Raw genomic sequence first — 20050 nt, 5'->3', positions numbered from 1 at the left:
CGAGGTTCCTCTAGTGTGACCGGAATGGCACAGCCGCTGTTCGACCCCGTTGACGTCGCCGCTCGAGTGGTCCAGCTACTCGAGACCGGCCGCCGTGAGTCGACGTACAAGCTGGCCACGATGATGGCGCTCGTCGATATCTGCGTAGAGAACACACCAGCGCCGGACGGCAGTCTCGCGGTCCCGATCAGCGAGATCACCCATCGGATCGTCGCGTACTACTGGCCGCAAACCCGTGCGTTCAGCAGGCACGGGCACCTCGCTCAGAACAAGCGCGGAAGATCGGTACCAGATCAAGTTGCCGAAGCGCGAACAAGCCTCGTAATGGAGGGTTTGCGAACCGCGGAGGCCGCAAGAGGAACAGAACATCGCCGCTATCTCCGGCTAATTGGCTCGGTGAGGCTGACAGTTGCTCAACAACCACTGACGCATCTTCAAACAGTCCCACACGCACCCAACGGTGAACTGCGCGACGACTTTCTATTCGACGCATCAGATTTCCACAAGAAGATGACGATGGATGAAGTTGACCGCATCGGCATCATCACTCTTCGTCCCGGCGTACCGGAAGGTTTGCGGCGCACTTCTGTACTCCTGCGAGCCTTCATCCGAAACGCGTGGATTCGCGACGTAATTGCCTTCAATCGAGCCGAACTCGACGCGGAAAAGCTAGTCAAGTTCTTGTTCGAAGCCGACCAGTCGGCGTTGCGGTCGCTGGTTGATCCGTTGCGGGATCTCCAGAACAATCTCTGCTTCTACTGCGGCCGACGCTTAGGTGCCGATCCCCGCGTCGATCACGTTCTGGCATGGTCCACGATCCCGATCGACGGAGTTGCCAATCTTGTTGCTGCCGACAGCCGCTGCAACCTGGACAAATCGGCGCGCATCCCGGTGCGCGCGCACGTGGACCGAGCGCTTGAGCGTCCGGACCTCGCGGAGGTTGCGAAAACCGCAAGAATTCCGCTCCTTCTGCGACGCACGTCGTCGGCAGCTGACGGGCTCTATGCGGCCTTGCCGGTCGGTTTCCGTCTCTGGCGTGGAGTTCGGGAGTACGACCCGCACCCCGCTTGAGAGACTTGGCCTCGGCATATTGCAGCGTTCCAGCGAACGATGCCGACCGGCATTAACGTCGAGACCATGTTCACTACCGAGATCGAAATTCGCACCGGCACTGAACCTGTCGTCCACGATCTGACACAGGAAATCGAGAAGTTTCTGGCGGCGGCCGAGGGCGATAGCGGCCTGCTGCACGTCTGGGTACCGCATGCGACTGCCGGGTTGGCCGTCATCGAGACGGGAGCCGGGAGCGATACCGACCTGATCGCGGCTATTGACGAATTCCTTCCCCGCGACGATCGCTGGCAACACCGACACGGCAGCCACGGGCACGGCCGCGACCATGTGCTACCGGCGTTCCTGCCGCCATATGCGTCGGTCCCGGTTGTCGACCGAGCGCTTGTTACAGGACCCTGGCAATCCGTGTGCCTCGTCGACACCAACGTCGACAATCCAGTTCGGCGTGTTCGCTTCAGCTTCCTGCCGGGGTGAAGCCGAGCCCGTCGAGGAACTCTTCGACGACCTTCCGGTACTGCTCCGGTTGATCGTCGTGGACCAGGTGCCCTGCTTGCTCGATCCGGACGTATAGGGCGCCGGGATGCCGCTCCGCCATTGCCTGCATCTGGCCGTCAGGGGTGATCGTGAACTCGCCCTCGATCAGCAGGGACGGAACCGTCACCGACGCCCACTGATCCCAGAAATGCCTGCCGCCCCACTCCTGCGAGATGTCCCGAAACGTGTCGAGATCCCCGTGTAGATACCAGCCATCGGCACGCCTGTCGAACGAGTGCAGAAAATACTGACCGGCAACTGGTCCGAAGAACTCGAACAGATCTTCCGGCGTCTTGAAGGGCTGTGGCCAACTCGCAATCATCGCCGCCCAGTCGTCGGCGGTGCGGCCACGAAAGTCGGGTGCCATGTCTTCGAGCACCAGCGCCGCGACTTTCTCGGGGAACTCGGCTGCCAGGCACCAGGCGTGCAGGGCACCCATCGAATGGCCGATTACCACCCAAGGTTCGGTGAACGGATCGAGCGCCGCGGCCAAGTCGTCGACAAACGCCTCGGTGGTCAACAGCGCAGGCGCCGGCCTACCGTGACCAGCCGCATCGAACGTGAAAACGTGGCCGCGTTCGCGCAGCCACGGGACGTGGCGGTGCCATGTCCGAGCGCTGCCCATCAGTCCGTGCAGCAGCAGAATCGGCTGCCCTGTCCCGCCCTCGTCGTGTAAAGCATTCTCACCCGCCACCCCTCCGACGCTAGCGGAGTAACGTCGCTGGCATGGCAGTGGTGAAGATCAACGCAATCGAAATCCCTGAAGGCGCTGGGCCCGAGCTCGAGAAGCGGTTCGCCGCGAGTTCACGGTCGGCGAAGGACGCCCCTGGCTTCCTCGGCTTCCAACTCCTCCGGCCGGTCAAGGGCGAGAACCGCTATTTCGCGGTCATGCATTGGGAAACCGACGAGGCCTTCGCTGCGTGGCGCGCTGAGCCGGCTATGCAAGAGCACGTCGCTGAGAAAAAGGGGCGAGTGTCGACCGGGGCCTCGTTACTGGAGTTCGAGGTCGTTATGGACTTCGAGGCAGCCAACAAGGGCTGAGTGACGCGACAACGCGGGAATCACGACAGATCCGCAATATTGACACGACGGCCCACTGGGTGCAAGAGTTCGCGAGACACGCGATGGTCGGCAGGAATCCGGTGCAATTCCGGAGCGGTCGCGCCACTGTGATCGGAGTAGTTCCTCAACCGGAGCCACCTCGACAGCCAGATATTGCAGCCATCGCATGGACCGAGGGGACGCGAAATCCCAGGAGGAACCATGGCTCTCGCCTACGCACCGACCAGGTCGGTGGACACGACACGTCTTGCTGTCATTTCTTTCGCGATCGTTCTTTTCGCGATGCTAGCTCTATACCTCGTTGGCTTCGACCAGGGCGCAATCTCGCGCAGCGGCATGTTCATGCACGAATTGATGCATGACGGCCGCCACCTCCTGGGTCTCCCATGCCACTGACGGATTCCCTCGCGAAACTCGTCATCCGTGGTCTGCTGGCAGGCCTGATCGCAGGCCTCCTGGCGGGAGGCGTCGCCTTTTTTCTCGGCGAACCTCACATCGAGGCAGCCATTGCAATCGAAGAGTCACAGGGTGCGACCGATGTGGCGGGCCACTCGCACGATGCTGATCAGGCCGGTGCGGCGACGGGGCACTCCCACTCTGACGGAGAGGCTTTGGTCAGTCGTGACGGACAACGCTTCGGCCTGTTCTTGGCCACCTCCCTCGCCGGCATGGCCCTCGGCGCGATCTTCGCGGTCGTCGCGCACTACACGCGCAGGGTAATCCCCTTGCCAGGTCCGCTTTTCGCGATGACGCTCGCAGCGTTCGGTTGGCTGGCAATCGAGGCGGTGCCGTTCTTCAAGTACCCCGCCAACCCGCCGGCCGTCGGGGATCCCGACACCGTGACGCAGCGGACGTGGCTGTGGCTGGCCTCGGTCGTGCTCGGCCTACTCGCGGTAGTTGCGGGCATCCTCGTGGCCAGGGCTGTCGCGGCTCACGCGTTTCGGACTGTGCGGCTCGCCGCACCCCTGATCACCTTCCTCGCCGTGGTGACGATCGGATACCTCGTTCTTCCGACCGTCAACGAAGTGGGCGACGACTTCCCGGCAGCGCTGCTGTGGGAATTCCGTCTCTCTTCGCTTGCCACACAGGCAACGTTGTGGTTGGGGCTCGGACTTGTCTTCGCATTCCTGACCGAACGTGCTGCCAAGTCGAAGGAACCGGCAACCGCAGCGGCGACCTGACGCCTCAATGCTCCAAAGATCAGGTGGCGCGTTCGGCTGCCCGGTGGATGAGATCCGCCAGGCCGACGGGTGATCCGTGTTCACTCCACAGGCCGAGACGACTTGGAGAAAGCAGTTCGTCGACGACCATGTACGCGGCACCTGTCAGGCCCGCCGAGTTCCCCAGGGTTGAGATCGCGAATTGAATCTCGCTGACCGAACCCGGAAGTGAGCGCCCCTGGACGGTGGTTCGGAAGGCGTCCATGTAAGGGTCGTCAATGCTGACCAGTCCGGCATCGAACAGGATCAGTGAGGGATTGAGTCCACTGACCAGGACTGACACCACTGAGCCGAGGGTGCGTCCGGCGCAGGTGAGGATATCGGTGCTCACCGGGTCGCCGGCAGCGGCAGCGGTGAATACCTCGGGGGCGCCGATGGCACGGCCTTGGGACGCAATTGCAGCAAGGATGGCGCTCTCGCCCGTGGTCGCGGCGAGCTGTCCGAACTCGCCTACCGCATCGGAGCCGGAAACTTGTGTGAGACACCCGGTGTGCCCGCACCAGCATCGCTCGGCGACGTCCTCCGAGACCAACACGTGCCCGAACTCGCCTGCGGAACCTTGCGAACCACGCTGCAGCATTCCCGACGAAATCACGGCGCCACCGATACCGCCGGCGATCTTGACGAAGAGGACGTCGTCGAGCCCGCGGGCCTGTCCCTCGCGTAGTTCGCCCAGTGCCATCAGATTCGCATCGTTGTCGACCCACACCGGAAGGTCGTAGCGGGCGACGAACCGATCACGAACTGGGTAGTCGGTCCACTCCGGGACGGACAGCGCACCAATCGGACGGCCGCTCGAAATCTCGACCGGGCCCGGGATTCCGATACCGATACCGTAGATGGACGGACTGTCGGCGGATCTGTCCGCGATCAGGGAGTCGAAGATCGACTCGATGCGGCCGAGGGTCTCATCCGGACCTGAGCGCGAGTCCGCCTCGACTCGTATCTCACTCACAACGGTTCCTGCCAGATCGGTCAGTCCGACGGAAATACTCGTCGCAGCGATTTCGGCAACGAGGATGTGAGCGCCATCTGCGCGGAACCTCACTTCGCGAGGTGCCCTGCCGCCGGTGGAGCGTCCGACGTCGCCTTCCTCCGCGAAGCCCGCGCGGATCAGTTCTTCGAGCCGTTGGGTGACCACCTTCCTCGTCAAGCCGGTGCGCTCGACCAGTTCGGTACGTGTCATCCGGCCGGTAGATCGCAGCAGACTCAGAACCGGAAACGCGGTGCCCGCGGGCACTAGACCGGAGTGTCGCGTCATGGCGCTCCCTTTTTCCGCAGGCGACAGGTCGCCCGAAACCATCCGGTCTCACCCATCAGGCAGTTCCCGGCCGCAACGATCTTACGAGATCAGAGGTAGAAAATACTCTCATTTGGGACATATGGTATCCCATTGGATCAAATTAATACCCTACGGTATTGCTTACGTCCCGAAAGTATGTAAGTTCGGTGATATACGACTCGCCCGACAGGTTCGTCAGTGCACACAACAGGAGCGGACAGCTACGGCGGCCCGATTCTGTGGCCGCTTTCAGTGAGGAGATCCCCGTGGCTGCGATCACCGGCCTCGACCGCCCGGAAGACTCCACACTGAAGCCCGCTTCCGACGCCCCCGACTTCCCGTCCGACTTCCTGTGGGGCTGCGCGACCGCCGCACACCAGGTCGAGGGGGGAAACTTCAACAACGACTGGTGGGCGTTCGAGCACAGCCCGTCCACCGCGGCCCGCGAATCCTCGGGCGACGGAATCGATCAGTTCCATCGCTACGCCGAAGATTTCGCTCTCCTGAAGGCCCTGCGCCACAACACACATCGTCTGTCGCTCGAGTGGTCCCGGATCGAACCGGCGCCAGGCGAATTCAGCCAATCCGCGATTGCGCATTACCGGCGGGTGCTCACCGAACTGGCCGACGCCGGACTTGTCGGATTCGTGACTCTGCACCACTTCACGCTCCCCGCCTGGTTCGCCGAGCGCGGGGGCTGGCTCGCACCCGACGCCATCGCCACATTCGAGCGCTACTGCCGCGTCGTGACGGCGGAGCTGGGTGACCTGATGCCGTATGTGTGCACGATCAACGAACCTCAGATGATCGCCCTGCACGGCTACCTCGAGGGTTACCACCCGCCCGGGGTAGCGAATCCGATCCTGTGGAGACGGGTCGGACGTGTGCTCCTCGAAGCGCATCAGGCCGCTGTTCGCGCGGTCCGTGATTGCGCGCCCTCCGCCAGAGCTGGTCTCGCCGTCCAACTCCCACTACTCGCTCCCGCGCGCTCCGACGACACGACGCGCACTTTCTGTGCGGCCATGCGTGCCGAAATCGTCGACCTCTACCTCGACGGCCTCAGCGGTGCGGACAGAGGTGATTGGCTCGGCGTCCAGTACTACCGCAAGCAGTGGGTCGATACGGCCTCCCCAACCCTGTTTGCGCCACCACCTGCCGGAACCCAGGTCACGCAGATGGGCTGGGCAGTATTTCCCGAGGGTCTACGGCTCATGCTGCACCGCGCCGCCGAAACCGGACTTCCCCTGTTCGTCACCGAGAATGGGATCGCCACCGATGACGACGTGGAGCGGATCGACTACATCGAATCCCACCTCTACGCCCTCGCTCAGGCGCGCCGTGAGGGCGTCGACATCCGTGGATACATCCACTGGTCCGGTTTCGACAATTTCGAATGGTCCGAGGGCTACGGCCCGAAGTTCGGAATCGTCGCCGTAGACCGGGAACACGGCTTCGCTCGCACCCCCAAGCCCAGCGCGTACGCCTACGCTCGCGTCGCCGCGAGTGGCCGCATCAGCGCCCTTCGCCACAAACATTCTTGCTGACTCGAGGACATCCGTCATGCCCACCAGACCCGAGGCAGGACTCGGCGACCCGGTTGCCGTAGCAACCGAGGAGCAGGCGTCGAAACGGGCGCTCGCCGCCGGCGCAATCGGGAATTTCGTCGAGTGGTACGACTTCGTGCTCTACGGCGCGTCCGCCCCAATCCTCGCCCGTGTCTTCTTCTCCAACGACGACCCACACGCCGCCTTGCTGGCCACGTTCGCCACCTTCGGCATCGCCTTCGTCGCCCGACCCTTCGGCGCCGTCATCCTCGGCAACCTCGGCGACCGAATCGGACGTCGCAATGTACTCGCCGGCGTCGTTCTCACGATGTCGGTCGGAACAGCCCTGATCGCCGCGCTACCCACCTACGCCCAGATCGGCCTCATCGCCCCGCTTCTGCTTCTACTCATCCGCATCGTGCAGGGTTTCACCGCCGGCGGCGAATTCGGCGGATCCGCCGCATTCATAGTCGAGTACGCCCCACCGGGAAAGCGGGGTCGATACGGGTCCTGGCAGACCGCGACGGTCGGGCTCGGATCGGCGACCGCCACCGCAGTGGTGCTGGTGTTCACCGCGGTCCTTCCGCAAGAACAACTCGACTCGTGGGGCTGGCGGATCCCTTTCATGGTCGCTTTCCCCCTGGGCGTGGTCGGCCTGATCATGCGAATGAAGCTCGAGGACACTCCCGACTACCAGCGGGTCAAGGACCTTCAGCAGGAGTTCGAAGTCAAGCCCGCCGTCCCCGTCCTCGAAGCCATCCGACACCACGGGCGCATGGTTCTACTGGGCGCGGCGATCGTCACCGGTGGCACGGTCAGCACCTATGTCTTCCACAACTACATCCCGGCATTCCTCAATAACGACCTGGGTATCGACCTGGACGTGGCACTCGGCGGAAACCTGATCGGTCTCGTCGTCTACTCTGCGGCCACCCTGCTGTGGGGACGCCTGTCGGATACGTACGGGCGCAAGCCGTTCATCATCGGTGGCAGCGTTGCCCTGTTGGTCCTGATCTACCCGATCGTCCTGATCGACCATATCGGGACGCTGCCCGCCATCGCACTCGGCCAGTCCCTCTTCGGGATCTGCGCCGCAGCCATCATGGGCCTGGTACCCACCCTCCTGGCGGAGTTCTTCCCGACCACCGTTCGTATGAGCGGGTTGTCCATCGCCTACACACTCGCCAACGCACTCTTCGGCGGCACCGCACCCTTCGTGGTGCTCTGGCTCGTCGGCCTCACCGAAAACCCGCTCGTCGTGGTCTACTACTGCGGAGCGGCGATGCTGTTCACGCTCGTCGGCGCGTTCGTCATCCGAGAGACCTTCGACAAACCGCTCCGCGAGGTCTGAGCCTTGCCCGGAGCGAACTACACCTGGCAGATGGAGGTCGGCCTACTAGATACAAAGTTGCGCTGGAGGTAATCGACGGGCGCCTGGCAACCGAGATCGCCCTCGGTGAACTTGCATCAGCGATAGTGTTCACCTTGTGTGGCATCAAGAATCTGGCCGACGAACAGTGGTCGTTGATCATGCCGAAATGGCCACCCTCGCAACCGTGCAGATCCGACCGTGAGCGACCCCATAGCCACTGCTGAACAGCTCGCTCGCAGATACCACGAGGGGCAGGTCGACCATACTGGGGTGCCCTACATCAACCATGTCACGCGCGTTGCGCACTCCGAGTACGTATGTTCAGGGGACCAGCAGCAGGCGGCGTGGCTGCATGACATCATCGAGGACACCGAACTAACCCTCGACGGTCTCATCGCGGCCGGTATTCCAGACCAAGTGGTCGAAGCCGTCCACCTTCTCACCCACACTCCAGGACTGCCGCGGCACAGCTACATCGACGCGATCAAGACCAACCCGATCGCACTTGCGGTGAAGAAAGCCGACAACCGTGACAATTACTCGCGCAAGCGGACCTGCCGCCAGGGGAGCGACGAGACCGACTGCGAGCCAAGTACACACGCGAATGGGAGTGGCTCAACCAGAGCTGACCTCAACCTCAGTCATTCTGTACCGAACGAGGTCGTGGGGCGCCATTTCCTCAGCTACGAAGATGGTCCCATCGAGTCGGATCAGCTTCGAGGGCAGCCCTGTCCCACTTCCCTCTTTCCGCCGCCGCCTCGTATGTGCTGTGCAGGAATTTCAGAAGCGCCGCATCGGGATCGTCGGCGGTTCGAACGGCCTCATACGGCAGCAGGAACTGTCCGAAATCCTTGCTGTAGAACGCCGCATCGGGCCCGACCGGGTAATCGGCGAAACCCTCCGGTTCGGGGTACGCGTACGCGTAGAACATGCCTTCGCCGTCTCCGCCCGGCCAGAACCCACAGCTACTGAGCTCATGCGAGTAGCCCTCGACCATCACCCAGGCCCCGACGTTCGGAGCTCCACCGGGGTGAGCCGGCGCGGTGCGGCCGGAAAATCGCGTGCACGCCAAATCCATCCCGCCCCAGAAGAAGTGCACGGGGCTCACCTTGCCGATGAAGTGCGCGCGGAACTCGTGGATCACCCTGTCCGCTTGCACGAGCTGGCGCCAGAACAGATTCGCCGACTCACCGTCGTACGCCTCGTGCTCGGTGTCCTCCGTGAAGGGGATGGCAACCTCCACCTCGTTGGGCTGTGCCCGGATGGAGGTAGCCAGTCCCAGTCCGGACAGGGTGTCCATGACCTCGCCGTAGAATTGCGCGACCGACTTCGGTTCGAGGGCAACCTGTCCGGTCGAACCCCTGCTGCTGCGGATGACCAGTTGATGGGAGTGGAAATCGAACTCGATATCGAAACAGTCGGTGCCATGCGGGATGGTCGAAGTCGCAAGACCGCGAGGGCTCACATACAGAGGCACCTGCCACCAGTGATTGATCAAGGGTGCATAGGCCATGCGGATCTTCCCGACAATCTGCGCCCACATGTGCAGTGTGTTCCGCGTCGGCGTCCAATCGTCCACCTTCAACGAGGGCCATGGTTCTCGGGACGTTCTCTGTACGCGCACAGTGCCTCCTGACGAAGACGTGTTCAACTAAATGTGCGCTGTCGTCGAGCCTTTGGCAAGGGGTAACTCGGAAACCGTTACCCCTTGGCAACCCCTTGACGGCGATTGACAGACCAATCCGCCCGCAGTGAAATCAGTGCACTAGCTCACCGGTGCTTCGATCGCTTGATTCAGGAACTGCAGGAACACTTCCTGCGGTTGTGCGCCGGACACTGCAACACGCCGATTGGCAACGAAGAAGGGCACCCCCGACACCCCAAGTTGCCGGGCGGCGTTGAGATCCGCACGAACCGCGTCGGCGCCCGCGTCGGATTCGAGCCACTCCCGCACGGTGTCGGCGTCGAGTCCGACTCGGGACGCGATCTTCACCAGTTCCGCCCGATCGTCGATCGCCACTCCATCGCTGAAATGCGCACGGAACAGGGCATCCATGAGCGCGTCGCGGCTCTCGCCCGCAAGGTGGATCAGCCGGTGCGCGTCGAAGGTGTTGGCCGCGATCGCGGTGTCGAAGTCGAATTTCAGACCGTCGCCGGCGCCCAGGCCCGCTACATGACCGAACATCTGACGTACCTGCGGGGCAGAAATCCCCTTGCTTTCCATCAGAAACTGAAGTTCACTGCGCCGAGTCCCCACCGGTGCATCCGGGTCCAGCTGGTACGAGCGCCACACGACATTGACCCGGTCACGGCCGTCGAACTCCGCCAAGGCGGACAGGAAGCGATGTTTGCCGATGTAGCACCACGGGCAGGCCACATCGGACCAGATCTCGATTTCGACGGTGTTCTCGGGGTGGGCATTCTGCTCAATCGTCACAGCAGTAGTTAAACAGATCAGCGTCTCGTTCTGTTCCGCGAGCAGCGGATGCGGCCCGCGGCCTGTTCGGCCCGTCGAGGTTCAGGATTCGAGCGCTGCATCCAGACTGATGTCCACGCCGGTGAGGGCCTTGCTGACCGGGCAGCTCTCCTTGGCTGCCTGAGCCGCCTTGGCGAAGCCGTCGGCATCGAGCCCTTCCACCTCACCCCGAACCGTCAGCTTGATGCCCGTGAGCTTGAAGCCCGGGTTGTCCGGGCCCAATGACACGTCGGCTTTCACCTCGAGGCTCTGAGGGGTTCCGCCGGCCTCCGCAATGAGCGCAGACAGTTGCATGGCGAAGCAGGAGGAATGTGCTGCCGCGATCAACTCCTCGGGACTGGTGGTCCCGGCGGCATCTTCGGCCGCCCTCTTGGGGAACGAGACGTCGAATGTCGCGGCACCCGAACTCGTGAGTTCGACTTGCCCACTTCCCTGTTCGAGTGATCCGTTCCACGCGGTGCGTGCGGTCCGTGTCGGCATGCCAGTTCCTCTCGCGGTTGTTGAGCCTTCTTCTCGAACCTACTCGTACCGATCGACCATCCGCAGCGCCCGAGATCGCAGTGAGTCCCGCAGACCTTCCGGTGCGAGCACTTCTGCGCGGTATCGAACTGGCCGAGGCGACACTGCCGGTCCGACCGAGCGGCTGGCCATCTGGTCGGGCCGCAAGAGCTAGTCCGGATACGACGAACGGTCCGCCGGTGCAGTCGCACCGGCGGACCGTTCGCGTGATCTAGCGCTCAGCTGTCGATCGTGTCTACTCCGATTCGACGGCGGCGGACTTTGCCAAGTCGACCGGTACCTCGTCTGGCACGGCAGCCGGCTTGTCCTCACCGCGGAAGCTGAACCTGGCGTCCTCGCCCTGGCCTTCGCCGTCCCAGTTCTCGACGTCGACGTACACGATCTGTCCCGGGCCGACCTCGCCGAAGAGGATCTTCTCCGACAGCTGGTCTTCGATTTCGCGCTGAATGGTACGGCGCAGCGGCCGAGCACCGAGAACCGGATCGAAGCCCCGCTTGGCCAGAAGGGCCTTGGCCTTCTCGGTGATCTCGATGGCCATGTCCTTGTTCTTCAGCGCCGCCTCGACGCGCTCGACCATCAGGTCCACCATCTGAACGATCTGCTCGGTGGTGAGCTGGTGGAACACGACGATGTCATCGATACGGTTGAGGAACTCGGGACGGAAGTGCTTCTTCAACTCGTCGTTGACCTTGAGCTTCATCCGCTCGTAGTTCGACTCGTCGCCCTTGCCGGACGAGAAGCCCAAGCCGACGGCCTTGGAGATGTCCGAGGTACCGAGGTTCGAGGTGAAGATCAGCACCGTGTTTTTGAAGTCCACCGTGCGTCCCTGACCGTCGGTGAGACGGCCGTCCTCGAGCACCTGCAGGAGAGTGTTGTAGATCTCCTGATGCGCCTTCTCGATCTCGTCGAACAGCACCACACTGAACGGCTTGCGACGCACCTTCTCGGTGAGCTGGCCACCCTCTTCGTACCCGACATATCCGGGAGGAGCACCGAACAGCCGCGACGCAGTGAAGCGGTCGTGGAACTCACCCATGTCGATCTGGATGAGTGCGTCGTCCTCACCGAACAAGAAGTTCGCCAGGGACTTCGCCAGCTCTGTCTTCCCGACTCCGGACGGACCAGCGAAGATGAACGACCCGGACGGACGTTTCGGGTCCTTCAACCCGGCGCGGGTACGGCGGATCGCCTTCGCGACCGCCTTGACCGCATCTTCCTGGCCGATGATCCGCTTGTGCAGCTCCTCCTCCATTCGGAGCAGGCGCGTGGTCTCTTCCTCGGTGAGCTTGAATACGGGGATACCGGTCCAGTTGCCGAGGACCTCGGCAATCTGCTCGTCATCGACCTCTGCGATGACGTCCAAGTCACCGGACCGCCACTGCTTCTCCCGCTCCGCGCGCTGCGAGACGAGGGTCTTTTCCTTGTCACGCAGATTCGCTGCCTTCTCGAAGTCCTGTGCGTCGATCGCGGACTCCTTCTCACGACGCGCGTCGGCGATCTTGTCGTCGAACTCCCGAAGGTCCGGCGGTGCAGTCATCCGACGAATTCGCATCCGGGCCCCGGCCTCGTCGATGAGGTCGATGGCCTTGTCCGGCAAGAAGCGGTCGTTGATGTAGCGGTCTGCCAGCGTCGCCGCCGCGACGAGCGCGCCGTCGGTGATGGACACCCGGTGGTGAGCCTCGTAACGGTCGCGCAGGCCCTTGAGGATTTCGATGGCGTGCTCCACCGTCGGCTCGCCCACCTGCACTGGCTGGAAACGGCGCTCGAGCGCTGCGTCCTTCTCGATGTACTTGCGGTATTCGTCGAGAGTGGTGGCACCGATCGTCTGCAGCTCACCCCGGGCTAGCTTCGGCTTGAGGATCGAGGCCGCATCGATTGCACCCTCGGCGGCACCGGCACCAACGAGAGTGTGCAACTCGTCGATGAACAGGATGATGTCACCACGGGTGTTGATCTCCTTGAGGACCTTCTTCAGGCGCTCTTCGAAGTCACCCCGGTAGCGACTGCCGGCCACGAGCGACCCGAGGTCGAGCGTGTACAGCTGCTTGTCCTTGAGGGTCTCGGGGACCTCGCCGTTGACGATGGCCTGAGCCAGGCCCTCGACGACCGCGGTCTTGCCGACACCAGGCTCGCCGATCAGCACGGGATTGTTCTTGGTGCGGCGCGACAACACCTGCATGACGCGCTCGATCTCCTTGGAGCGGCCGATGACAGGGTCGAGCTTGCCTTCGAGCGCCGCCTGGGTGAGATTGCGACCGAACTGGTCGAGGACCAAAGACGTGGACGGGGTACCCGCCTCACCACGAGTGCCGCCCGCCTCGGCAGGCTCCTTGCCCTGGTAACCGGAGAGCAGCTGAATGACCTGCTGCCGCACGCGGTTGAGGTCGGCACCGAGCTTGACGAGTACCTGTGCTGCGACGCCTTCACCCTCGCGGATGAGTCCGAGCAGAATGTGCTCGGTTCCGATGTAGTTGTGTCCGAGCTGAAGTGCCTCGCGCAGGCTGAGCTCCAGGACCTTCTTGGCGCGCGGGGTGAAGGGGATATGGCCAGATGGGGCCTGCTGGCCCTGACCGATGATCTCCTCGACCTGGCTGCGCACTCCTTCGAGGGAGATGCCCAACGACTCCAGCGATTTGGCGGCGACACCTTCGCCCTCATGAATGAGGCCGAGCAGAATGTGCTCCGTACCGATGTAGTTGTGGTTGAGCATCCTGGCTTCTTCTTGAGCCAGGACGACAACGCGCCGTGCGCGATCGGTGAACCTCTCGAACATCGCTCTCCCTCACACTTTCCGACGTGCAGTCATGAGACCGGGTGTCTCGCTCCCTGTTCGTCGCTTTTCGCTCCGGCACTACGAGTAGATCGAAGTAGATCCCCAGCGCCTACTCCGAAGGGTTTACCTTGAAGCGACGATGGTTCCACCACCCCACCTATTACTCTAGTTGGCTGCTGACTGCCCTGCTGCCCCTCCACCCCCTTTGGGTGGGGACCGAGGCCGCTTACCAATACCCAACGTCCCAGTTCCGGCAATCGTTTCCCGTTCGCTGTACGCCTGAAGCGAACAAGCCCGGCCGCCGATACGGACCACTGTTTTGCGTTCGTAATCCCGGTGATCTGCCGAACACGTATCAGGCGACACGTATCGGGCGTCATGGGTGGAACCGATCCGTTGCACATTGCACTTCCGTGACCGGACCGCCCCAATCCGGCGGAAACTACTGATTGTCCGAACAGGGTAGGTCGACGGACTGCGAGTTCGCTACCCATACGGAGGCCTCGAGAGAAGTTATTTGCCGCCGTTCGATGCCGTCTCTTCCTCTTCGAGGACTACATCACCATCGATCCGCACAGCATCACACCGGACATTGCCAAAAGGCCGGTAGCCATGGGGCCGATCGAGATGAGTACGCTCGCCGCGGCAAGTGATGTTCGCGCCCGCATACGATCGCGCGGGGATGCCGGAGCGGCCAGTCGACGTGCGCGGTCGAGAACGGCGACGCCGGAGGCACCCATCGCACCACTTGGTAAAGGGCTTGTTGCAGACATGGCTATCAGCCCACTCAGTACAGCGTGAGAGCCATGAGTCCGGGCGGCACTGTCGTCGGCGCACATCTCCAGCAACCGGGCGACCTCCGCCTCGGCTGTGGTGAACAGGGAAATCCACGGCAGACTCGAGGCGAGTCCGCGAATCATGGCCAGCACCTGTAGATGCCGACCGGCCAAGTGGGCTCGTTCGTGGGCGAGGACCGCATCGAGTTCGCGACGATCGAGTGCTCCGAGAGCCGCGGTGGTGACCACGATCGCGCTAGGGCGTCCCACAACGCAATACGCGGCCGGTTGAGAAGCCTCGAGAACCACCGCATCGACTCCCGCAACATGGTGACCGACCATGCGTGTCATCCTGGCGTGCCCATAGGTAAGGCTGCGCATGCGCCGCAATCGATCGCTCCATTTCCAAATGAGCGTTGCGAATGCGACTACAGCCATCAACGCCAACAGCAGCAGCGTCACCTGCAGGACGAGGCCGACCCGTCCACTGACGACGGCGTGAAGACTCGCCAGGCAGGATTCGAGCGCCGACTGACCCGGCCGCCCGTGATCGCGCACCAATTCCACGAGGACCAACGTCGCTGCTGCCATCCACGACAAGACGACGCTGCCGAGCGCGGCCATCCATGCCGCTACGCCGAGTCCCGGCGCGATACCACTGTGTGTAAGCCGTATCAGCAGCGGAGGGATGAGAACCGCCACCACGAAGCTGTAGAGAAGCAGGAAGAACGCGACAATCATCCCGTGTCCCCGGCGGCCAAACGCTGGAGAGCCGCGCGGAGGCTGGCGGATTCCTCGTCACTGATCTGTTCGACGAAATGAGCCATCACGAGGTCGGTTCGCCCGCCCCCCTCGAAGGCGTCCCGCATCAACCGGGCACTGTGCTCCTCGCGGGTGAGAGTGGGCCAGTAGCTGAACGCCTTACCCGTCTTTTCCCTGGCGAGCCAGCCTTTCCGGTAGAGATTGTCCATCGTCGACATCACCGTGGTGTACGCCAACTCCCGGTGCTCGCTGACCTCGTCGAATATCTCTCGCACCGTCGTCGCTGCTGCACGGTCCCAGATCCGGTCCATCACGACCGCTTCGAGTTCCCCGAATCCACGCACTCGCACTGCATACCTCCCGCCGTCGACGTGTCAAGAGTACGCCACGAAACACACTTCGAATGTCTCCACGGCACGCATCTGCCGTGGTCGAAGTAGGTATTCAACTGGCAAGGGACAACTGCACGAACCTTAGATACTATCTACGTACGTAGACCGTAGATGGCCGGAGGGGACCTCCGCGCACATGAGAACGAGGAGTTCACAATGGATCCGATGGCGAACCTTCAGGCTTGGTGGGACTGCCAGATGATGATGGCGAACGGTCAGATGTGCGATATGTGCGCAAACATGCCAAATATGTGACGCACCACAACAACCCAGACTGAACTGACATCACCCCGGTCGGGCACCGCTCGGCCGGGTTTTCAGTGCGGTGCAACTGCCGGCCGGATCCATCCCGCACCATGTATCGACGATGACCGCGATCTGGGCTGCGCCGCCGGGGTCGTGTACCAGGACCGTTCCGGATGAGCGTCACTCGGCTGAAAGATCAGTCGTTGGAACGGGCGCTGAACCGCCCGGCTCCCCAATTCCAGCGACACTCGCGTAAGAAAGGAATCCGGCACGGCCGGGACGAGCACCGGGCGGGATGCCGCGCCCGCACCGACCCACATTGTCGGCGCCGGGCACAGAATCCCCGTAACGACCCCCGTCACACAACGGCCCTTGATTTGCCGAATATCGAATCCAGTCGCGCACGGTAGCAGGATTGATTGCTCCAGCGCAGCGAATCAGTAGATTCTGTTGTTGGCTATCTTTCAGTTAGCCTTGTTGTACGCTTCGATAATTTCTGCAGAGATGCGGCCTCGCGCAGAAACCTTTTTGTTGTTCTTGCGTGCCCATTCGCGGATTGCTGCACTCTGTTCCCGATCCACCGAAATCCGAGACTTGGTAGCGGACTGAGCTGCGGAAGTTCTCCCTCGCTTGCGTGAACTCACCTTGCGGGCATGGGAAACCCACATGTCCATTTGGTCGCGCAATTTTTCGGCATTCTCCGAGGAAAGGTCGATCTCGTACTGAACACCGTCGAGCCCGAACTCGACCGTCTCGTCGGCAGACACCTCTTGGTCAACATCGTCGATCAGGGTTACGGTGACCTTCTTAGCCATGGGATGAAATTCCTCTCGAATGAATCGACGTCACATCGTCAACGTGATCTGCTATCCGGAGGTAACCATACCCCTTTCCTACAAAATTGGAATATGAAGAATAGATAAATATTATCCGCGCATTTTCACAAGGTGAATCAGCGAGCCGAAGGACGAACAATCGGAAAGAGGATTGTTTCCCGGATTCCCAATCCGGTCAAAGCCATGAGCAAGCGATCGATTCCCATTCCTGTTCCCGTAGTCGGGGGCATTCCCTGCTCCATAGCCGCGAGGAACTCCTCGTCGAGGACCATCGCCTCGTCATCACCGGCCGATGCCAGTCGCGCCTGATCGACGAACCGCGCACGCTGAATGACCGGATCTATCAGCTCCGAATAGCCCGTGGCCAACTCGAATCCACGGACGTATAGATCCCACTTCTCGGTGACGCCGGCCCGACTGCGATGGTCACGAGTCAGAGGTGAAGTCTCGACCGGGTAGTCACGGACGAAGGTCGGCTCGAACAACTTGTCACTCCACTGGTGTTCCCACAGTTCTTCGACCAGCTTTCCGTGCCCGTAACCCTTGCCCTTGGGGACTTCCAGTCCCACCTTTTCAGCAAGGGCGAGTAGCTCGTCCACCGTTGTGTCCGGAGTTATCTCGACACCCAACGACTCGGACAGTGACGGATACATCTCGAGGGTCTTCCATTCACCGCTGAGGTCGTACTCGGTGCCGTCGGCAAGAGTCACCACCTGCGAACCGAATGCAGCCTGCGCCACTTCCTGGATAAGTTCGCGCGTCATGCGGGCCGAATCGTCGTACGTACCGTAAGCCTCGTACGTCTCGAGCATCGCAAATTCCGGCGAGTGCGTGGAGTCGACACCCTCATTGCGGAAATTCCGGTTGATCTCGAAAACCTTCTCGATACCCCCTACGACACACCTCTTGAGGAACAACTCGGGTGCAATACGCAGATAAAGGTCGATGTCGAGTGCGTTGGAACGGGTCACGAACGGTCGAGCCGCGGCCCCACCGTGAAGGGTCTGCAGCATAGGCGTCTCGACTTCGAGGAATCCGCGCCGCTCGAGCGCGTTTCGGAGTTCGCGGACGACCAAGACTCGCTTACGCGCATTTTCCCTCGCCTCGGCCCGCACGATCAGGTCGACGTAACGCTGCCGGACTCGAGACTCCTCATTCATCTCCTTGTGCGCCACAGGCAGGGGACGAAGCGACTTCGAGGCGATCTGCCAAGAATCGGCCATCACGCTCAGTTCACCGCGGCGAGAACTGATCACCTCACCGTGAACGAACACGATATCGCCGAGATCCACATCCGACTTCCATGAGGCAAGCGCGTCCTCGCCGACTGCAGCGAGGCTGATCATCGCCTGCAGCTGGGTGCCGTCACCCTCCTGCAGCGTCGCGAAGCACAGCTTGCCCGTGTTACGGACGAAGATGACGCGCCCTGCGATCCCGACCACATCGCCAGTGGACGTATCGGGTTCGAGGTCCGGGTACCTGGCCCTGATCTCTGCTAGCGAATGGGTACGCGCAACCGACACCGGGTAAGCCTCGCGCCCCTCCGCAAGGATCCGCGCTCGCTTTTCCTTGCGGATCCGAAGCTGCTCGGGGGTGTCGTCGACTGGCTGGGCTCCTGCGTCACTCACGGGTAACCAGCGTAATCGACGGCCCAGTGGTCCCCCTATCAGGCGTCGGGAACTCCTACGTCGACACCTCCGAGACGGTCCCCGTCAGTGCGCTCGAGACGGCCCCCGTCAGCGCGCTCGAGACGGCCCCCGTCAGCGCGCTCGAGACGGCCCCCCGTCAGCGCGCTCGAGACGGCCCGCCGTCAGTGCGCTGAGACGGTCGCCAACTCCCGCGCGCAATGCTGCGCCGCGATGAGCGATCCGGTCAGGCCTGCGGCCTTGATCGCCTCGTACCCGCCGACGACGTCAGTGGCTTTGCGTAGACCCAACTGCTGCAGCGCGAGTACTGCGAGGCTCGACGCGTACCCATCGGAGCTGACGATGATCCACTCGACCTCGTAGCCGACCGCCAGCGCCAAATGAGCTGAACTACTAGGGTCGCAACGTATTTCGAGAATGTCGCGTTCGATGGCCAGCGCACCGGGCAGTGTTCCCTCCCGAGCTCGCAGGACTTGCGGGCGAATGTCTACGACAACTGCGCCATGCGAGACGGCCTCGGGCAATTCGATTGCGTAAACACGACCGGCTGAGCGGGCATCACCGGACACAGATGTAGAAGAATGTGTTTCGAACACGAGAAGAAAACTCCAGGAGTGTGAATTCGGTCAAGGCAGCATTCAGCCTCGACAACACTCCTGAGCACTCGCGTAGAGATTCACGCCGACCATCTTGGCATAACTTCCGCGCCGGCGAAAGTGTTCACTTCAGTGGACTGCGGCGGTCTCCCCTGCGGACCTGATTGCGTTCGTAGACCAGGCGCAGGCCCTCGAGCGTGAGATCGGGCTCATGCTCGTCGACCGTCTCGGTCTCCGCCATTATCAGCGGCGCACGAACACCGGTCGCGATGACGACTACATCGGACCCGGAGAACGCGGACAGTTCCCGTCGGACGCGACCGACCAACCCGTCAACGAGTCCCGCGAATCCGAACACCGCTCCCGACTGCATGCATTCGACGGTGTTCTTTCCGACTACCGACCGCGGACGCACAAGTTCGACTTTGCGCAGCGCTGCCGACTGCGACGCGAGGGCGTCCGAGGAAATCTCGAGCCCGGGCGCGATGGCACCGCCGAGGAACTCCCCTTTGCCCGACACGACGTCAACGCATGTGGACGTTCCGAAGTCCACCACGATGCACGGAGATTCGTAGAGATGATGCGCCGCAAGACTATTGACGATCCGATCGGCGCCCACTTCTTTGGGGTTGTCAACCAGCAGCGGGACACCGGTTCGTACTCCGGGCTCGACGACGACGTGGGGCACGTGGCCCCAGTACCGGGTCAGCATCACTCGGATCTCATGCAGTACAGACGGCACGGTGGACAGCGCCGACACACCCGTTATTCGCTCGGCGTGCCCGCCCAGCAACCCACGAAACATCAGCGCCAGCTCGTCTGCGGTCATCCGGGCGTCAGTCCGCATCCGCCAATCCTGCACCAACTTCGCATGTTCACCCGACCCGGTAAACAGACCGAGAACCATGTTGGTGTTTCGGACGTCGACGGCGAGAAGCAC

General features: G+C 62.3%; 20 protein-coding genes, 1 pseudogene and 1 riboswitch. Of the genes and pseudogenes, 9 read left to right on the top strand and 12 right to left on the bottom strand.

All coding sequences use genetic code 11. The features are described from left to right. The first annotated feature begins 24 nt into the window (after positions 1–24). Complete coding sequence (locus tag AB0I57_RS12575) at positions 25–1071, top strand: HNH endonuclease (RefSeq protein WP_358335127.1); 1047 nt, start codon at positions 25–27, stop codon at positions 1069–1071. Positions 1072–1137: 66 nt separating this feature from the next. After that, positions 1138–1548 (top strand): YjbQ family protein, encoded by a 411-nt coding sequence (locus tag AB0I57_RS12570; RefSeq protein ID WP_358335124.1) that lies wholly within the window; start codon positions 1138–1140, stop codon positions 1546–1548. On the opposite strand, the gene AB0I57_RS12565 is transcribed toward AB0I57_RS12570, so the two are convergent. Then, positions 1529–2302 carry an alpha/beta hydrolase gene (locus tag AB0I57_RS12565; protein WP_358335121.1) on the bottom strand — a complete coding sequence of 258 codons (774 nt, stop codon included), beginning with the start codon at positions 2300–2302 and terminating at the stop codon, positions 1529–1531. The two genes, AB0I57_RS12570 and AB0I57_RS12565, sit on opposite strands and share 20 nt — an antisense overlap. 32 nt (positions 2303–2334) lie before the next feature. On the opposite strand from AB0I57_RS12565, the gene AB0I57_RS12560 reads away from it, so the two are divergent. From AB0I57_RS12560 to AB0I57_RS12550, 3 genes are all read left to right on the top strand, one after another. Then, positions 2335–2649: an antibiotic biosynthesis monooxygenase gene (locus AB0I57_RS12560; protein WP_358335119.1), complete on the top strand. Its 315-nt coding sequence runs from the start codon at positions 2335–2337 to the stop codon at positions 2647–2649. Positions 2650–2746: 97 nt separating this feature from the next. After that, positions 2747–2821, top strand: a riboswitch (cobalamin riboswitch). A 50-nt stretch (positions 2822–2871) separates the two neighbouring features. Beyond that, complete coding sequence (locus tag AB0I57_RS12555) at positions 2872–3066, top strand: CbtB domain-containing protein (RefSeq protein ID WP_358335116.1); 195 nt, start codon at positions 2872–2874, stop codon at positions 3064–3066. Continuing rightward, positions 3057–3851, top strand: a complete 795-nt coding sequence (locus AB0I57_RS12550) for a CbtA family protein (RefSeq protein WP_358335113.1) — start codon at positions 3057–3059, stop codon at positions 3849–3851. Before AB0I57_RS12555 ends, AB0I57_RS12550 begins: the two co-directional genes overlap by 10 nt. Positions 3852–3870: 19 nt before the next feature. Here the strand turns inward: AB0I57_RS12550 and AB0I57_RS12545 are convergent, their stop codons facing one another. After that, complete coding sequence (locus tag AB0I57_RS12545; protein WP_358335111.1) at positions 3871–5151, bottom strand: ROK family transcriptional regulator; 1281 nt, start codon at positions 5149–5151, stop codon at positions 3871–3873. A gap of 287 nt (positions 5152–5438) precedes the next feature. On the opposite strand from AB0I57_RS12545, the gene AB0I57_RS12540 reads away from it, so the two are divergent. The 3 genes and pseudogenes from AB0I57_RS12540 to AB0I57_RS12530 all read left to right on the top strand — a co-directional run. Next, positions 5439–6716, top strand: coding sequence for a glycoside hydrolase family 1 protein (locus AB0I57_RS12540; protein ID WP_358335108.1), 1278 nt, complete (start codon positions 5439–5441; stop codon positions 6714–6716). Between the two features lie 16 nt (positions 6717–6732). After that, positions 6733–8067, top strand: a complete 1335-nt coding sequence (locus AB0I57_RS12535) for an MFS transporter (protein WP_358335105.1) — start codon at positions 6733–6735, stop codon at positions 8065–8067. 219 nt (positions 8068–8286) lie between these two features. Continuing rightward, a pseudogene (locus tag AB0I57_RS12530) lies at positions 8287–8532 on the top strand (HD domain-containing protein); the annotation flags it as partial. A gap of 235 nt (positions 8533–8767) precedes the next feature. Here AB0I57_RS12530 and AB0I57_RS12525 read toward each other — a convergent pair. From AB0I57_RS12525 to lysS, 8 genes are all read right to left on the bottom strand, one after another. Beyond that, positions 8768–9712 carry a DUF5996 family protein gene (locus AB0I57_RS12525; RefSeq protein ID WP_358335102.1) on the bottom strand — a complete coding sequence of 315 codons (945 nt, stop codon included), beginning with the start codon at positions 9710–9712 and terminating at the stop codon, positions 8768–8770. A 141-nt stretch (positions 9713–9853) separates the two neighbouring features. Then, positions 9854–10525: a DsbA family oxidoreductase gene (locus tag AB0I57_RS12520; RefSeq protein WP_358335099.1), complete on the bottom strand. Its 672-nt coding sequence runs from the start codon at positions 10523–10525 to the stop codon at positions 9854–9856. A gap of 81 nt (positions 10526–10606) precedes the next feature. Continuing rightward, the gene (locus tag AB0I57_RS12515; RefSeq protein ID WP_070379776.1) at positions 10607–11044 is read right to left on the bottom strand and encodes an OsmC family protein; all 438 of its coding nucleotides are present in this window, start codon (positions 11042–11044) and stop codon (positions 10607–10609) included. Positions 11045–11318: 274 nt separating this feature from the next. Next, positions 11319–13856, bottom strand: a complete 2538-nt coding sequence (locus AB0I57_RS12510; protein ID WP_358335096.1) for an ATP-dependent Clp protease ATP-binding subunit — start codon at positions 13854–13856, stop codon at positions 11319–11321. 554 nt (positions 13857–14410) lie between these two features. Beyond that, complete coding sequence (locus tag AB0I57_RS12505; RefSeq protein WP_358335093.1) at positions 14411–15373, bottom strand: M56 family metallopeptidase; 963 nt, start codon at positions 15371–15373, stop codon at positions 14411–14413. Then, entirely contained in the window at positions 15370–15744 is a 375-nt protein-coding gene (locus tag AB0I57_RS12500) for a BlaI/MecI/CopY family transcriptional regulator (RefSeq protein WP_358335090.1), read from the bottom strand. The genes AB0I57_RS12505 and AB0I57_RS12500 overlap by 4 nt, the downstream gene beginning before the upstream one ends. A gap of 752 nt (positions 15745–16496) precedes the next feature. Further along, positions 16497–16847: an Lsr2 family protein gene (locus AB0I57_RS12495; RefSeq protein ID WP_358335087.1), complete on the bottom strand. Its 351-nt coding sequence runs from the start codon at positions 16845–16847 to the stop codon at positions 16497–16499. A gap of 137 nt (positions 16848–16984) precedes the next feature. Beyond that, complete coding sequence (gene lysS / locus AB0I57_RS12490) at positions 16985–18496, bottom strand: lysine--tRNA ligase (RefSeq protein ID WP_358335084.1); 1512 nt, start codon at positions 18494–18496, stop codon at positions 16985–16987. Between the two features lie 26 nt (positions 18497–18522). Here lysS and AB0I57_RS12485 point away from each other — a divergent pair, with 26 nt between their 5' ends. After that, a complete protein-coding gene (locus tag AB0I57_RS12485; protein ID WP_358335082.1) occupies positions 18523–18690 on the top strand; it encodes a hypothetical protein in 168 nt (55 codons plus the stop codon). On the opposite strand, the gene AB0I57_RS12480 is transcribed toward AB0I57_RS12485, so the two are convergent. Both AB0I57_RS12480 and AB0I57_RS12475 read right to left on the bottom strand, forming a co-directional pair. Beyond that, positions 18679–19083 carry a rhodanese-like domain-containing protein gene (locus tag AB0I57_RS12480; RefSeq protein ID WP_358335079.1) on the bottom strand — a complete coding sequence of 135 codons (405 nt, stop codon included), beginning with the start codon at positions 19081–19083 and terminating at the stop codon, positions 18679–18681. The two genes, AB0I57_RS12485 and AB0I57_RS12480, sit on opposite strands and share 12 nt — an antisense overlap. A 151-nt stretch (positions 19084–19234) precedes the next feature. Next, the gene (locus AB0I57_RS12475) at positions 19235–20050 is read right to left on the bottom strand and encodes a type III pantothenate kinase (protein WP_358335077.1); all 816 of its coding nucleotides are present in this window, start codon (positions 20048–20050) and stop codon (positions 19235–19237) included.

The sequence above is a fragment of the Rhodococcus sp. NPDC049939 genome, from assembly GCF_040656415.1.
Classification (GTDB): Bacteria; Actinomycetota; Actinomycetes; order Mycobacteriales; family Mycobacteriaceae; genus Rhodococcus_F.
Note: the sequence above shows the minus strand (reverse complement) of the source record. Positions and strands in the feature narration are given on the sequence as shown.